This window comes from Rhodococcus ruber, assembly GCF_016804345.1.
Lineage (GTDB): Bacteria > Actinomycetota > Actinomycetes > Mycobacteriales > Mycobacteriaceae > Rhodococcus > Rhodococcus ruber.
This window is the reverse complement of the sequence record NZ_CP044211.1, coordinates 1,001,638-1,015,548: the sequence shown is the minus strand read 5'-3', so window position 1 is coordinate 1,015,548 and position 13,911 is coordinate 1,001,638. Positions and strand designations below refer to the sequence as shown.

The 13,911-nt window shown below is 69.5% G+C and carries 13 protein-coding genes; 2 read left to right on the top strand and 11 right to left on the bottom strand.

The window, feature by feature from the left end; all coding sequences use genetic code 11:
• Window positions 1-2: 2 nt before the first annotated feature.
• A complete protein-coding gene (locus tag F1734_RS04755) occupies window positions 3-791 on the top strand; it encodes a PIG-L deacetylase family protein (RefSeq protein ID WP_010594599.1) in 789 nt (262 codons plus the stop codon).
• Between the two features lie 9 nt (window positions 792-800).
• Here F1734_RS04755 and F1734_RS04750 read toward each other — a convergent pair whose 3' ends face one another.
• Window positions 801-1,748 carry a helix-turn-helix transcriptional regulator gene (locus F1734_RS04750; RefSeq protein WP_010594600.1) on the bottom strand — a complete coding sequence of 316 codons (948 nt, stop codon included), beginning with the start codon at window positions 1,746-1,748 and terminating at the stop codon, window positions 801-803.
• A 94-nt stretch (window positions 1,749-1,842) separates the two neighbouring features.
• Here F1734_RS04750 and F1734_RS04745 point away from each other — a divergent pair, with 94 nt between their 5' ends.
• Window positions 1,843-2,436: a TIGR03086 family metal-binding protein gene (locus F1734_RS04745; RefSeq protein ID WP_010594601.1), complete on the top strand. Its 594-nt coding sequence runs from the start codon at window positions 1,843-1,845 to the stop codon at window positions 2,434-2,436.
• A gap of 70 nt (window positions 2,437-2,506) precedes the next feature.
• Here the strand turns inward: F1734_RS04745 and F1734_RS04740 are convergent, their stop codons facing one another.
• The 10 genes from F1734_RS04740 to F1734_RS04695 all read right to left on the bottom strand — a co-directional run bounded on the left by F1734_RS04740 (window position 2,507) and on the right by F1734_RS04695 (window position 13,807).
• Window positions 2,507-5,032, bottom strand: a complete 2,526-nt coding sequence (locus F1734_RS04740) for an ATP-dependent Clp protease ATP-binding subunit (RefSeq protein ID WP_010594602.1) — start codon at window positions 5,030-5,032, stop codon at window positions 2,507-2,509.
• Between the two features lie 256 nt (window positions 5,033-5,288).
• A complete protein-coding gene (locus F1734_RS04735; RefSeq protein ID WP_026137980.1) occupies window positions 5,289-6,719 on the bottom strand; it encodes a phospholipase D-like domain-containing protein in 1,431 nt (476 codons plus the stop codon).
• A 319-nt stretch (window positions 6,720-7,038) separates the two neighbouring features.
• The gene (locus F1734_RS04730; RefSeq protein WP_010594605.1) at window positions 7,039-7,389 is read right to left on the bottom strand and encodes a histone-like nucleoid-structuring protein Lsr2; all 351 of its coding nucleotides are present in this window, start codon (window positions 7,387-7,389) and stop codon (window positions 7,039-7,041) included.
• Between the two features lie 102 nt (window positions 7,390-7,491).
• Entirely contained in the window at window positions 7,492-9,000 is a 1,509-nt protein-coding gene (gene lysS / locus F1734_RS04725; RefSeq protein WP_010594606.1) for a lysine--tRNA ligase, read from the bottom strand.
• Window positions 9,001-9,076: 76 nt separating this feature from the next.
• Complete coding sequence (locus tag F1734_RS04720; protein WP_048773415.1) at window positions 9,077-9,520, bottom strand: rhodanese-like domain-containing protein; 444 nt, start codon at window positions 9,518-9,520, stop codon at window positions 9,077-9,079.
• An 87-nt stretch (window positions 9,521-9,607) separates the two neighbouring features.
• Window positions 9,608-10,450, bottom strand: coding sequence for a type III pantothenate kinase (locus F1734_RS04715; RefSeq protein WP_010594608.1), 843 nt, complete (start codon window positions 10,448-10,450; stop codon window positions 9,608-9,610).
• 2 nt (window positions 10,451-10,452) lie between these two features.
• Window positions 10,453-10,890: an aspartate 1-decarboxylase gene (gene panD, locus F1734_RS04710; RefSeq protein WP_003935999.1), complete on the bottom strand. Its 438-nt coding sequence runs from the start codon at window positions 10,888-10,890 to the stop codon at window positions 10,453-10,455.
• Window positions 10,891-10,921: 31 nt separating this feature from the next.
• The gene (gene panC / locus F1734_RS04705) at window positions 10,922-11,863 is read right to left on the bottom strand and encodes a pantoate--beta-alanine ligase (RefSeq protein WP_048773418.1); all 942 of its coding nucleotides are present in this window, start codon (window positions 11,861-11,863) and stop codon (window positions 10,922-10,924) included.
• The gene (locus F1734_RS04700) at window positions 11,856-12,791 is read right to left on the bottom strand and encodes a Rossmann-like and DUF2520 domain-containing protein (RefSeq protein ID WP_017681653.1); all 936 of its coding nucleotides are present in this window, start codon (window positions 12,789-12,791) and stop codon (window positions 11,856-11,858) included. The genes panC and F1734_RS04700 overlap by 8 nt, the downstream gene beginning before the upstream one ends.
• A 128-nt stretch (window positions 12,792-12,919) precedes the next feature.
• A complete protein-coding gene (locus F1734_RS04695; protein WP_238424102.1) occupies window positions 12,920-13,807 on the bottom strand; it encodes a DUF6779 domain-containing protein in 888 nt (295 codons plus the stop codon).
• Between the last annotated feature and the right edge of the window lie 104 nt (window positions 13,808-13,911).

Genomic DNA, 13,911 nt, shown 5'->3' with positions numbered 1-13,911 from the left:
GCATGAACGCGACGACCTCCCGGCTCGGGACGATCCTGTCGATCTGGGCCCACCCCGACGACGAGACCTATCTCGCGGCGGGGATCATGGCCGCCGCCCGCGACGCCGGCCGGCGCGTCGTGTGCGCGTCGGCCAGCGCCGGCGAGCACGGAACCGCAGATCCTCGCTCGTGGCCGCCGGAACGCCTGGGCCGGGTCCGCCGCTGGGAGGCGGCCGCCGCCATGGCCGTGCTCGGCGTCGAGGAGCACCACGTCCTCGGCCTGCCGGACGGCGCCCTCACCGATCACGACGACGCCGGTCTCTCGTGGGCCGGCCGGCTCCTCGACGACCTCCGCCCCGACACGATCCTGACCTTCGGTGCCGACGGAATGACCTACCACCCGGATCACAACGCCGTGCACCGCTGGGTCACCCGCGCCTGGCGTGACCGCGGCGGCCGGTCCCGGTTGCTGTACGCCACGCCGACCGTGGAGCATCTCGACCGGTTCCGGGACCTCTACGAGGAATGGGGCATGTACATGAGCGACGAGCGCCCCACCGGCATCCCCGAAGAGCAGCTCGCGGTCCACGTCCGGCTGCAGGGACCCGAGCTCGACCGCAAACTCACCGCACTGCGGGCCATGGCCACCCAGACCGGCGACCTCGTCGCGCGGATCGATCCCGCGATCTACGCGGCCCAGATCGCGGAGGAGGCGTTCGTCGACGCTCTCCGCGTCCCCGACCACGACGAGGCAACAACAGGCACGGCGAGGACAGGCACGGCGAGGACAGGCACGGCGGCGGCGGTGTGAGAGGCAGGGCTACCGGTGCCGCTCGGCGAGGTGCTCCGCCGCCGACCGGACCTGTTCCCGGAGCTCGGGCGGTCCGAGCAGCTCGGCGTCGTCCCCCAGCTGCCACATCGCGGCCCCGGCGTGGCCGGCCCCACCGAACTCCACCTCGGTCTCCCACCACCCGTCGCCCGTGGGCCGCTGCGTGACGATGCGGATCGCGATCACCGCGAGGTCGTCCCGGCGCCGGTCCCGGATCTTCACCGCGGCGGTGACCGTGCCCAGGCCGGCCCGGAACTCGGCGCGGTGCCGGCGCCAGATCCGGGCGAGATCGACGTCGGGCGGGCGGTGCGCCGCGGTGTCGAGCAGTTGCACCCGTTCCATCCGGGAGAGGCGGTAGGTGCGTTCGGCGCCGCGATGCAGGGCTACGAGGTACCAGCGGCCCGCCGCGCTGACCAACCCGAGCGGATCGACGGTCCGCCACCGCGTCTCGGCGCCACGGGAACGGTAGTGGATGCGCAGACGACGATCGGTGAAGACGGCCTGCTGGACGACGCCGAGGTGCTCGTCCCGCCGGTGGTCGACCACCCACCCGGACGAGCTGACGACGATCCGCTCCCCGACGCGCGCCGCGGCGGTGCGCTGCGCCTCGGGCAGCGCGACGGTCACCTTCCGCATCGCCGAGGCGAACGCGGGCGCCATGCCGAGCGAGTCGGGCGTGGCCGAGGCGCTCGCCGCGAGCAGGGCGGTCGCCTCGTCGACGGTCAGACCGGTCAGGTCGGTGGTGAAGCCGGGCAGCAACGAGAACCCGCCGGCGCGTCCGCGTTCGGCGTAGACGGGGATGCCTGCCGTGGACAACGCCTCGACGTCGCGCAGCACGGTGCGCACCGAAACCTCGAGTTCCCGGGCGATTGCGGGCGCGGTCATCCGGCCGCGGTGCCGCAGCAGCAGGACGAGGGACAGCAACCGATCCGCGCGCATGCCGGCACTCTCGCAGAGATACCTGACAGGAGATGTCGTGTTTGGAAGGAAGCATCGTGTCCGCCGACATCGACACACCACCGGGAGGCCCGACATGAGCACCGTCACCGATCCCCGTCCCCTCTACCGTGACGCCCTGGCATGGGTGGACACGCTGTTCGCGCAAGTGCGCCCCGAGCAGATGACCGACCCGACTCCCTGCCCGCAGTTCGACGTGCGTGCCCTGCTCGGCCACCTCGTCGCGACCGTGGACAGGGGGCGGGTGATCGGCAGCGGCGGCGACCCGTTGAGCATCCCGGAATTCCTCACCGGTGTCCCCGACGACGCGTGGCGGGCCGAGCTCGAACGGGCGCAGGCCCACTACCGGAAGGTGTGGAGCGACGACGACGTGCTCGACCGGTCCGTCGTCGCGCCGTGGGGAACGGTACCCGGACGCGCCGCGGTGCTGAGCAACCTCAACGAGGCCCTCGTGCACGGATGGGACCTCTCCGCCGCCACCGGTCTGCAGACCGAGCCCGACGCGGCGCTCGTGGAGGCCGCGTTCGCCGTCGCGCGCCGCAGCATTCCCGCAGCCCGGCGCGGCGGACGGGTGCCCTTCGGCACGGTCGTCGAGTCCGCACCGGATGCGAGCCCCCTCGAACGGCTCGCGAACTGGTCCGGGCGGGAGACCGCCGCGTGGCGGCGCTGATCCGGACACACCGACGCCGACGGGCGGCACCCGCAGAGGGTGCCGCCCGTCGGCGTTCGTTACAGCAGGACTACTCGGCGTCCTTGGCCAGGGCCACCGCCGGGGTGTCGGGCACCGCAGCCGGCTTCTCGCTCGGGGTGAAGGTGAACTTCGCGTTCTCGCCGGCACCCTCGCCGTCCCAGCCTTCGACGTCGACCAGGACGATCTGGCCGGGGCCGATCTCGTTGAAGAGAATCTTCTCCGAGAGCTGGTCCTCGATCTCGCGCTGGATCGTGCGACGCAGCGGCCGGGCGCCGAGGACCGGGTCGAAGCCGCGCTTGGCGAGCAGCGACTTCGCCTTCTCGGTGAGCTCGATGCCCATGTCCTTGTTCTTCAGCTGCACCTCGACACGACCGATCATCAGGTCCACCATCTCGATGATCTGCTCCTGGGTGAGCTGGTGGAAGACGATGATGTCGTCGATGCGGTTGAGGAACTCGGGCCGGAAGTGCTTCTTGAGCTCGTCGTTCACCTTGAGCTTCATCCGCTCGTAGTTCGACTCGGCGCCGGTGCCCTTGGTGAACCCCAGGCCCACCGCCTTCGAGATGTCGGCGGTACCGAGGTTCGAGGTGAAGATCAGCACGGTGTTCTTGAAGTCGACCGTGCGTCCCTGGCCGTCGGTGAGGCGGCCGTCCTCGAGGACCTGCAGGAGGGTGTTGTAGATCTCCTGGTGGGCCTTCTCGATCTCGTCGAACAGAACCACGGAGAACGGCTTGCGGCGCACCTTCTCGGTGAGCTGGCCGCCCTCTTCGTAGCCGACGTAGCCCGGAGGGGCACCGAACAGGCGCGACGCGGTGAACCGGTCGTGGAACTCGCCCATGTCGATCTGGATGAGCGCGTCGTCCTCGCCGAACAGGAAGTTCGCGAGCGCCTTCGACAGCTCGGTCTTACCGACGCCGGACGGGCCGGCGAAGATGAACGAACCGGCGGGACGCTTCGGGTCCTTCAGGCCGGCGCGGGTACGCCGGATCGCCTTGGCGACGGCCTTGACGGCGTCCTCCTGGCCGATGATCCGCTTGTGCAGCTCGTCCTCCATGCGGAGCAGACGGGTGGTCTCCTCCTCGGTGAGCTTGAACACCGGGATGCCGGTCCAGTTGGCGAGAACCTCGGCGATCTGCTCCTCGTCGACCTCGGCGATGACGTCGAGATCACCGGCGCGCCACTGCTTCTCGCGCTCGGCACGCTGCGCGACGAGCTGCTTCTCCTTGTCGCGCAGGTTCGCGGCCTTCTCGAAGTCCTGCGCGTCGATCGCGGACTCCTTCTCCCGGCGCGCGTCGGCGATCTTGTCGTCGAACTCGCGCAGGTCCGGCGGCGCGGTCATCCGGCGGATGCGCATGCGCGCACCGGCCTCGTCGATGAGGTCGATCGCCTTGTCCGGCAGGAAGCGGTCGTTGATGTAGCGGTCCGCGAGGCTCGCCGCGGCGACCAGCGCCTTGTCGGTGATGGACACGCGGTGGTGCGCCTCGTACCGGTCGCGCAGACCCTTGAGGATCTCGATGGTGTGCTCGACCGTGGGCTCGCCGACCTGCACCGGCTGGAACCGGCGCTCGAGCGCGGCGTCCTTCTCGATGTACTTGCGGTACTCGTCGAGGGTGGTGGCACCGATGGTCTGCAGCTCGCCGCGCGCCAGCTTCGGCTTCAGGATCGACGCCGCGTCGATGGCGCCCTCGGCGGCACCCGCACCGACCAGCGTGTGCAGCTCGTCGATGAACAGGATGATGTCGCCGCGGCTGTTGATCTCCTTGAGGACCTTCTTCAGGCGTTCCTCGAAGTCACCGCGGTAACGGCTGCCCGCGACGAGCGAGCCGAGGTCGAGGGTGTAGAGCTGCTTGTCCTTGAGGGTCTCGGGGACCTCACCGTTGACGATGGCCTGCGCCAGGCCCTCGACGACGGCGGTCTTGCCGACGCCCGGCTCGCCGATGAGCACCGGGTTGTTCTTGGTGCGACGGCTCAGGACCTGCATCACGCGCTCGATTTCCTTCGCGCGTCCGATGACGGGGTCGAGCTTGCCTTCGAGCGCGGCCTGCGTGAGGTTGCGGCCGAACTGATCGAGCACCAGCGACGTCGACGGGGTGCCGGCCTCGCCACGGCTGGTGCCGGATTCCTGGGGCTCCTTGCCCTGGTATCCGGAGAGCAGCTGGATGACCTGCTGACGGACCCGGTTCAGGTCGGCGCCGAGCTTGACGAGCACCTGCGCCGCGACGCCCTCACCCTCGCGGATGAGGCCGAGCAGGATGTGCTCGGTACCGATGTAGTTGTGTCCGAGCTGCAGCGCCTCACGCAGGCTGAGCTCGAGCACCTTCTTGGCACGGGGCGTGAACGGGATGTGACCCGAGGGGGCCTGCTGTCCCTGGCCGATGATCTCCTCGACCTGGCTGCGGACGCCTTCGAGGGAGATCCCCAAAGATTCGAGCGACTTGGCCGCTACGCCCTCGCCTTCGTGAATGAGGCCCAGGAGAATGTGCTCCGTGCCGATGTAGTTGTGGTTGAGCATCCTGGCCTCTTCCTGAGCCAGGACGACGACGCGCCGCGCGCGATCGGTGAACCTTTCGAACATCGCACTCCCTCACACTCTCCGGCCGACAGGTCCGGTACGCGGATCGTTCCGGACCCGGCTGCCGCGTTTCGCTCCGGCACTCGAGTCGTCGAGTGGAACCAGGTTCCACGACCCCACTCGACACTCTAGTTGCCGCCGTTTCGAGGCGCTGCCCCTCCACCCGATCGGCACCGGCGGCAACTCCGGCTACGAGGGGTAACGCCGCACGTCGACCCGGCGTTCCCACCTCCGTGTACGCCAGCAGCGAACACGCTGCTCAGCGGGGCATCAACCGGCGAATGCGCTGTCCGACGCGCTGCGGGGCGCGTTCGGGGTCGACGAGTTCGTTCTCCGCGAGGGGGCTGTCCTCGTCGGCGACGGTGCCGGGCTCGAACCGCTCGAGCGTCCGGCCCGGTCCGCGCAGCCGTTCCACCGCGGCGACGAGCGAGCCTTCGGACCGGACGGCGGAGGCGACGTCCTGCGGGGACACCCCCAGGTGCTCGGACAGCAGACGCTCCCGCATCTCGACGACCGCACGGCTGATGTGGTCGCCCTCGTGATCCGCCTCGACGAAGAGATCGCACTCGGTGTCGAAGCCCAGGGACCGGTTGTTCAGGTTCGACGAGCCGATGCGCAGCAGCACGTCGTCCATGACGACGACCTTCGCGTGCACGTAGATCGGCGCTCCGCCCGCGGTGACCGGGTAGTAGGCGGCGAACCGCCCGTGGACGTCGGCGTTCCACAGCATGTGCAGCAGCTTGCGACGGGCACCGTCCATCGCCTTCTGCTCGAGCCATCCCTCGGCGTTGCGCGGCAGGACCAGCACGATCTGCGGGCCGTCCGGTTCGTGCAGCCGCTTCGCGAGGGCTTCGGCGAGGGTCCGGGACGCCAGGTACTGGCTCTCCATGTAGAGCGTGCGACGGGCGCCGGCGATCACCGCCAGGTAGAGGGCTTCGATCTCCCGGACCTCGGCGCGGTCGCGGAGTTCGGGCAGGGTGCGGGCGACGGCGACGTCGACATCGCGCAGCGCCGGGCGCAACCCCTCGGGCCAGATGGTGTGATCGGCCTCGACCGGCTCGAGGTCCTCCCCGGTCGCAGCCTTCCACCGGGCACGGGCCTGCTCGCCGATCGCGCGGGCGGCCGCGCCGTCCACCGCGGTGGTGACGTCGTGCCACGGTCCGTACCGGCGACCGTTCGGCTCCCGCCGGTAACGGCTGCGGTCGGGATGTTCGCTGGTGTCCCACCGGTCCACGGTCATGTCGATGCCACCGCAGAACGCGACGACGTCGTCGATCACGATGATCTTCTGATGATGCGCCGCTCCCACGGGGTGGGCACCGTCGATCTCGAGCCGGAGCCGGGGGTCGCTCAGCCAGTTCAGCACGAAGACAGGTGTCATCCCGCGTCCGATGGCGGCGAATGCGCCGATGTTCCACTTCAGCAGCATCACCTCGAGATCCGGCTGCCGACGTGGCAACCACTTGAGGAAGGCACCCAGCCGGTTCGGTCCCTCGAGGGTCTTGCGATCGGGTTCGAATTTGATCCTCGTGTCGAAGTCCCACCCGATCAGGAGGATCCGTCTGCGGGCCTGCAGCATCGCCGACTTGGCGTACCGGAAATAGTCTGCGGCGTCGACGATGCAGGCGAGACGATCGGCCCGATCGACCCGCCAGCACGTCTCGCCCGGGGCGGCAATCCGCTCTGCCATGGCCGACACGCTACCCGGGAATCTCGCCCGCGCGCCGCGAGAGACGAAAGGCCGGGCAGTTGTGACGATTGTCTCCGCTTCGCGACAGCGCACCGTTCCGAGCGACCGATCCGCTTTCCGGACGAATAGGGAACGAAATCTGCGCGCCACGACGACGAGGCGATATCCGGGACTGTTGTCGCGGATATCGCCTCGTCGGCCGGAAGACGGCACCTGTGCTCGGTGTGCCTTTGCGGCTTTGCCGCCGGTGTGCCTTTGCGGCTTTGCCGCCGGTGTGCCTTTGCGGCTTACCGCCGGTGCGCCTTGTCGAGCCGTGCTGTCAGTGTGCCTTGTTGTAGGCCTCGATGATTTCGGCGGAGATGCGTCCCCGGGCGGAGACGGGCATGTCGTTGTTACGGGCCCATTCCCGGATTTCCGCGGTTCGTTCCGAACCACCACGCGCGGACTTGCGCGCTGCGGGCGCGGTGGGCACGACCTTCGCGCGCTTGCGGCCACCGACCTTGCGGGCATGGGTGACCCAGAACTCCAATTCTTCCCGGAGCTTGGCCGCGTTTTCCTCGGACAGATCGATCTCGTAGGTGACTCCGTCGAGCCCGAATTCCACGGATTCGTCCGCCGCCGTCTCCCCGTCCACATCGTCGATCAGGGTAACGGTGACTTTCTTTGCCATGTGCTGCAAATCCTCTCGAATGAAGAAGCGCGGCCCCCCGCGGTACGAGACAACAATACCCGGGAATCAATTCATGGCAATACGGAAATCGAATGCGACCAATTACCTCGCCGGACGAACAATTGGGAACAGGATTGTTTCCCGGATTCCGAGGCCCGTCAGCGCCATCAGCAATCGATCGATTCCCATGCCGGTCCCGGTCGTCGGAGGCATTCCCTGTTCCATCGCCGCGAGGAAATCCTCGTCGAGGACCATCGCCTCGTCGTCACCGGCGGAGGCCAGCCGCGCCTGGTCGACGAACCGCTCGCGCTGGATCACGGGGTCGACGAGTTCCGAGTAGCCGGTGGCCAGTTCGAAGCCGCGTACGTACAGGTCCCATTTCTCGGTCACACCGTTCTTGCTGCGGTGCTGCCGGGTGAGCGGCGAGGTCTCGACGGGGTAGTCCCGCACGAACGTCGGCTCGTGCAACTGGTCGCCGCACTGGTGCTCCCACAACTCCTCGACGAGTTTCCCGTGGCCCCAGCCCTTGCCCTCCGGAACCTCGAGACCCACCCGATCGGCGAGCGCATGCAGCTCCTCGAGGGACGTCTCGGGCGTGACCTCGGTGCCGATGGCCGCGGACAGTGACGGGTACATCTCCATCACTTTCCATTCGCCGCCGAGGTCGTACTCGGTGCCGTCGGCGAGGGTGACGACGTGGGTGCCGAACACCGCCATCGCCACCTCCTGGATGAGCTCGCGAATCATCGTCGCCGAATCGTCGTACGTGCCGTACGCCTCGTAGGTCTCGAGCATGGCGAATTCGGGCGAGTGCGTGGAGTCCGCACCCTCGTTGCGAAAGTTGCGGTTGATCTCGAAGACCTTCTCGATGCCACCCACCACGCAGCGCTTGAGGAACAGTTCCGGCGCGATGCGCAGGTACAGATCCATGTCGAGCGCGTTCGAATGGGTGACGAACGGACGCGCCGTCGCACCACCGTGCAGGGTCTGCAGCATCGGGGTCTCGACCTCGAGGAAGCCGCGCCGCTCGAGGGCATTGCGCAGCTCGCGCACCACCGCGACACGCATGCGGGCGTTGGCGCGGGCCTCGGGACGCACGATCAGGTCGGCGTAGCGCTGCCGGACCCGGGTCTCCTCGTTCATCTCCTTGTGCGCGACCGGCAGCGGGCGCAGCGCCTTGGCGGCCATCTGCCACGAGTCCGCCATGACGCTGAGCTCGCCGCGACGAGAACTGATCACCTCGCCGTGCACGAACACGAAGTCACCGAGGTCCACCTCGTGCTTCCACGCCGCGAGGGATTCCTCGCCGACACCGTTCAGGCTGATCATCGCCTGCAACTGGGTGCCGTCGCCCTCCTGCAGCGTGGCGAAGCAGAGCTTGCCGGTGTTGCGGAAGAAGATGACCCGGCCGGCGACGCCGACCTCCTCACCGGTGACGGTGTCGGGCTCGAGGTCGGGGTACTTCTCGCGGATCTCCGCGAGGGTGTGAGTGCGCGGAACGACGACGGGATACGCGTCCTTGCCCTGCGCCAGGATCCGTTCGCGCTTCTCGCGGCGGATACGGATCTGCTCGGGGGTGTCGTCGGACTGCTGAACCGGTGCATCACTCACGGGTGACCAGACTATCGGACCGCGTCGGACGCCCGCGCAGGACCGACGCGCCCGGGGAGACCGGCGCCCCGACGGATCAGTGTGCGGTGACGCGCGCCACGTCGTCCTCGACGTGCGGGGCGGCGGCGATCGCACCGGTCACCCCGGCCGCCGCCAGGGCCGCGTACCCGCCGACGAGACCGGTGACGCGGCGCAGGCCGAGGGCCTGCAGCCCCGCGACGACGGCATCGGTCTCCGCGCCGGAGGCCGAGACCACGACCCACTCGACGTCACGGTCGACGGCCACCGCCAGGCGCTCGTCGTCGGCGGGATGCAGACGCCGGGGCAACAGTTCCGCGGAGATGGCCAGGGCACCGGGCAGGGTGCCCTGAGCGGCGCGCTCGGCGTGGGAACGGATGTCGACGACCACCGCGCCGCGCGCGACGGTCGCGGCCAGTCCGGCCGGATAGATGCGCTCGGTGGTGAGCGGGAGGGGATGGGCGGGTGCGGCGACGAAGGATGCAGCAAGCGCAGTGCGCATGAGAGAGACTCCAGGAAGGTGTGAACGGTCGAGGCGGACGTCAGCCTCGACAACACTCCTGGGCGCTCATGCAGCGGATCACGGCGACTATTCTTGCACAGGATCGCGGTGGGCGGAACCCACTGCGGCGGATCGGGCGCCGCGCCGTGCGAGATTGCGCTCGTACACCAGGCGCAGCCCCTCCAGCGTCAGGTCCGGTTCGTGGTGCTCGAGCATCTCGGATTCCGGCATGATCAGCGGCGCACGGTCGCCGGTCCCGATGACCGCGACGTCGTCACCGTCGAAGCCGCGCTGCTCGGAACGCACCAGCCGCACCAGCCCGTCGACCATCCCGGCGAATCCGAAAACCGCACCGGACTGCATGCATTCGACGGTGTTCTTGCCGACCACGGCGCGCGGGCGCAGCAGCTCCACCTTGCGCAGCGCCGCGGACTGGGAGGCGAGCGCGTCCATCGACACCTCGATGCCGGGGGCGATGATGCCGCCGAGGAACTCCCCCTTCGCCGAGACCACGTCCACGCACGTGGACGTCCCGAAGTCCACCACGATGCACGGACCGTCGTAGAAGTGGTGTGCCGCAAGACTGTTGACGATGCGGTCGGCGCCGACCTCCTTGGGGTTGTCGACGAGCAGCGGCACCCCGGTGCGCACGCCCGGTTCGACGACCACGTGCGGCACGTGTTCCCAGTAGCGGGCCAACATCACCCGGATCTCGCGCAGCACCGACGGCACCGTGGACAGCGCGGTCACCCCGGTGATCTGATCGACGTAGCCGCCGAGCAGGCCACGGAAGATGAGCGCGAGCTCGTCGGCGGTCATCCGCGGATCGGTACGCATCCGCCAGTCCCGCAACAACTTCGCATGCGAGCCGCTGCCGGTGAACAGACCGAGGACGACGTTGGTGTTCCGGACGTCGACGGCGAGGAGCACTGTTACACCAACGAACCGGAGTCGAGCGTGGCGAGCATGCGCGGGGTGATCAGACCGGAACCCTCCGGCGCGTGCGCCGGATCGTTGCCGAGTTCGACCTGCCGGTTGTCCGCGTCGACGAACACCACGCGCGGGTTGTAGTCGCGGCATTCCTGCTCGTTCATCACGCCGTAGGCGATGAGGATGACGAGATCGCCGGGGCTCACGAGACGTGCTGCGGCACCGTTGATCCCGATGACGCCGGAGCCTCGCTCGCCCGCGATGACGTAGGTTTCGAGACGGTTGCCGTTGTCGATGTCGACGATCGCGACCTGCTCGCCCTCGAGCAGGTCGGCGGCGTCCATCAGGTCCTGGTCGACGGTCACCGAGCCCACGTAGTGCAGATCGGCGTGGGTCACCGTGGCGCGGTGGATCTTCGACTTCATCATCGTGCGGAACATGGTGTCTCCTCAGCTTTTCGTGCCGGTCGCGCTATCGGCGGGTGAGCAGGTCGTCGGGGGTGGACGCGTCGACCGGGCCGGTCTCGCGTTCGAGGAATCCGGTGCCGATTGCGACACCGACGTTGTCGATGAGCCGGGTGGTGCCGATCCGAGCGGCGATCAGCAGCCGGCCGTCGCCACGTTCCGGAGCGGGACCGAGATCCGCACCCCGCAGTTCGAGATAGTCCAGCTCCACCGCGGGCTCGGCGGCGAGCACCGCGCGTGCGGCGGTGAGCACGGCCTCCGGCCCGCCGGCGGCGGCGTGCGCCCCGGCGACCAGCGCCGCGGACAGCACGGTGGCGATCCGGCGCTGCTCCGGATCCAGGTAGCGGTTGCGCGACGACAGCGCGAGCCCGTCCTGCTCGCGCACCGTCGGCACACCCACGATGCGGACGTCGAAGTTCAGGTCCTGCACCATCTGCCGGACCAGGGCGAGCTGCTGGTAGTCCTTCTCGCCGAAGAACACGACGTTGGGCGCCGCGATCTGCAGCAGCTTCGCGACGACGGTGAGCATGCCCGCGAAGTGCGTCGGGCGGCTGCCACCCTCGAGCTCCGCTCCCAGGGGGCCCGGATGGATCATGGTCCGCCTGCCCTCGGGGTACATCGCGGCCGCCGTCGGTGCGAACGCCAGCTCGACACCGGCCTCGCGCAGCAGCGCGAGGTCCGCGTCGAGGGTGCGGGGGTAGGCGTCGAGGTCCTCACCGGCGCCGAACTGCAGCGGATTGACGAAGATCGACACCACCACCACGGCACCGGTGAGCTTCGCCTGCCGTACGAGTTCGAGGTGACCGGCGTGCAGGGCACCCATCGTCGGCACGAGCGCCACGGTGCGGCCGACGCCGCGCAGCGCCTTGGTGACCTTGGTCAGGCCGGCGGGATCGTGGTGCACGGTCAACTCGCCGCGCACGTAGCCGCCCTGTTGCGTTTCACTCACCGTGATCAGCCCCTTCGAGGATCTCCATCAGTTCCGGTTTCGCACCGGCGCGCTGCGCCGAACGCAGCGACATCGCCCGGTAGCCGGCGGCGATCCGAGGTTCGACCTCGTCGAGCACCCGCAGGTGCGTGGCCACGGCCTGCGCGTCGCCGCGAGCGACCGGACCGGTCAGCGCGGACGGTCCGCGGCGCAGCGCGTTGTCGAGCGCCGCCGCCAGCAGCGGCTGCAGCACCCGCTCCGCGACACCACCGGGCGCGTCGTCGACGAGTTGCTGGCCGAGCAGTTCGTCACCCTCGAGCGCCACCCGCAGCGCCTCCACCGCATCGACCACGAGGGTGACGAGGTGGTTGCTGCCGTGGGCGAGCGCGGCGTGGTACAGCGCGCGCCGCTCCTCGCGGACGCGCACGGGTTCGCCGCCGATCTCGAGCACGAGGGACTGGGCGATCGCGTAGCCGATGTCGTCGGCGGCCGTGATGCCGAAGCACGCCGACGCGAGCCGGACGGTGTCCTCGTCGTGGCCGGTGAACGTCATCGCCGGATGGATGGCGAGCGGCACGACGCCCTGGTCTGCCAGCGGAGCGAGAACACCGACGCCGTTCGCGCCGGACGTGTGGGCGACGATCGTGCCGCGCGATACGGAACCGGTGGCGGCGAGGCCGCGGACGAGGGCGTGGAGTTCCGAGTCCGGGACGGCGAGGAGCAGCAGGTCGCAGCGAGCGGCGACCTCGTCGACGGGGAGAATTTCGGTGTCCGGGAGCCGGGTGCGGGCGCGGTGCTTGGACTGTTCGGAAACGGCGGAACAGGCCACGACCAGGTGGCCGACGCGTTCGAGTGCCGCGCCGATCGCCGTGCCCACCCGCCCGGCGGAAACGATTCCGACCGTCAGTCGTGCAGGCGCAGGCTCGTTGGTGATCCCGAAGGAGGTCACGGGAGTCCTCTCGTTCGTTCCAGTCCCGCTCGGCGGGTACCAGACGTTCCGATCGACGATAGCGCGGTGCGAGCGACCACGGCCACGGCAGAGAACGTGATCTGCGCCTCACCCGCCGTGGCGGGTGCTCAGCGCTCGGCGGACAGGGCAGCGAGGATCTCCGCGACCGTGCGCCCCTGGCTGTGCGCGCCCTCGCCCGCGTCGTCCGCCCGCCGTCGCCGGGCGCGCCGGCCCGTGGGCTCGGCGTCGCCGTCCGCGTCCGAGGCCCCGTCCTCGGGTGGCTCCGGCTGGGACCCGGCGTCCTCGGGCTGTTCCGGTCGTGTCCCGGCGTCCTCGGGTTCCTCCGGCTGTGTCCCGGCGTCCTCGGGTTCCTCCGGCTGTGTCCCGGCCTCGGTCCGGTCCTCGGGGCCGGTCCCGTCCTGTCGTCGCGGGTCCGGCGACGCGCCGGGAGCGGCCGTCGCTCCCGCCGGGCGGCGGGGCACAGCGGTCGTCGTGTCGCCGTCGGTGACCACCGTGGTCTCGGCGGTCACCGGCTCGTCGTCGGGCGACGCGAAGAACGGTCCCGCCGGGCGGGGCGCGGCGGTGACCCGGAAGTTCCCGCCGCCGAGCTCCTGCAGTTGTCCCCGGCCCGCCCACAACGCGGCGCGGTCCTCGGGCAGCCGGCCGTCGAAGAGCACCTCGAGGTTGCGTCGCAGCGCAGCGAGCTCGGCCCGCAGGGCCGCCATCTGGTCGGCGTCGATGCGCAGCTCCGAGCGGACCTTCTCCTCGACGGTCAGCTCGTACTCGCGGCGTGCCGCGATCTCCCGTTCGAGCTGCAGTTCGTACACGGTCTGCAGATCCCGGACCTTGGCGCGGTCCAGTGCCGACTCGCGTCGGTACTTCGTCATGGCGATCGCGCCGACGGTGGCAGCCCACAGCGCGACCACCAGCCCGACACGCAACAGCTGGACGCTGTCGCTGAAGACCAGGAACAGCGACGCGATCAGCGCCAGGGCGAGCAGTGCCGCCACGATCACAGAACTCGCGCTGCGCCGTGGCCGACGACCCTTCCTCGTTCGCACCGGAGTCCCCATGGGCTCCAGACTACTGGGCGTGGCCGCCGTGACCCGAAAGTCGAGCG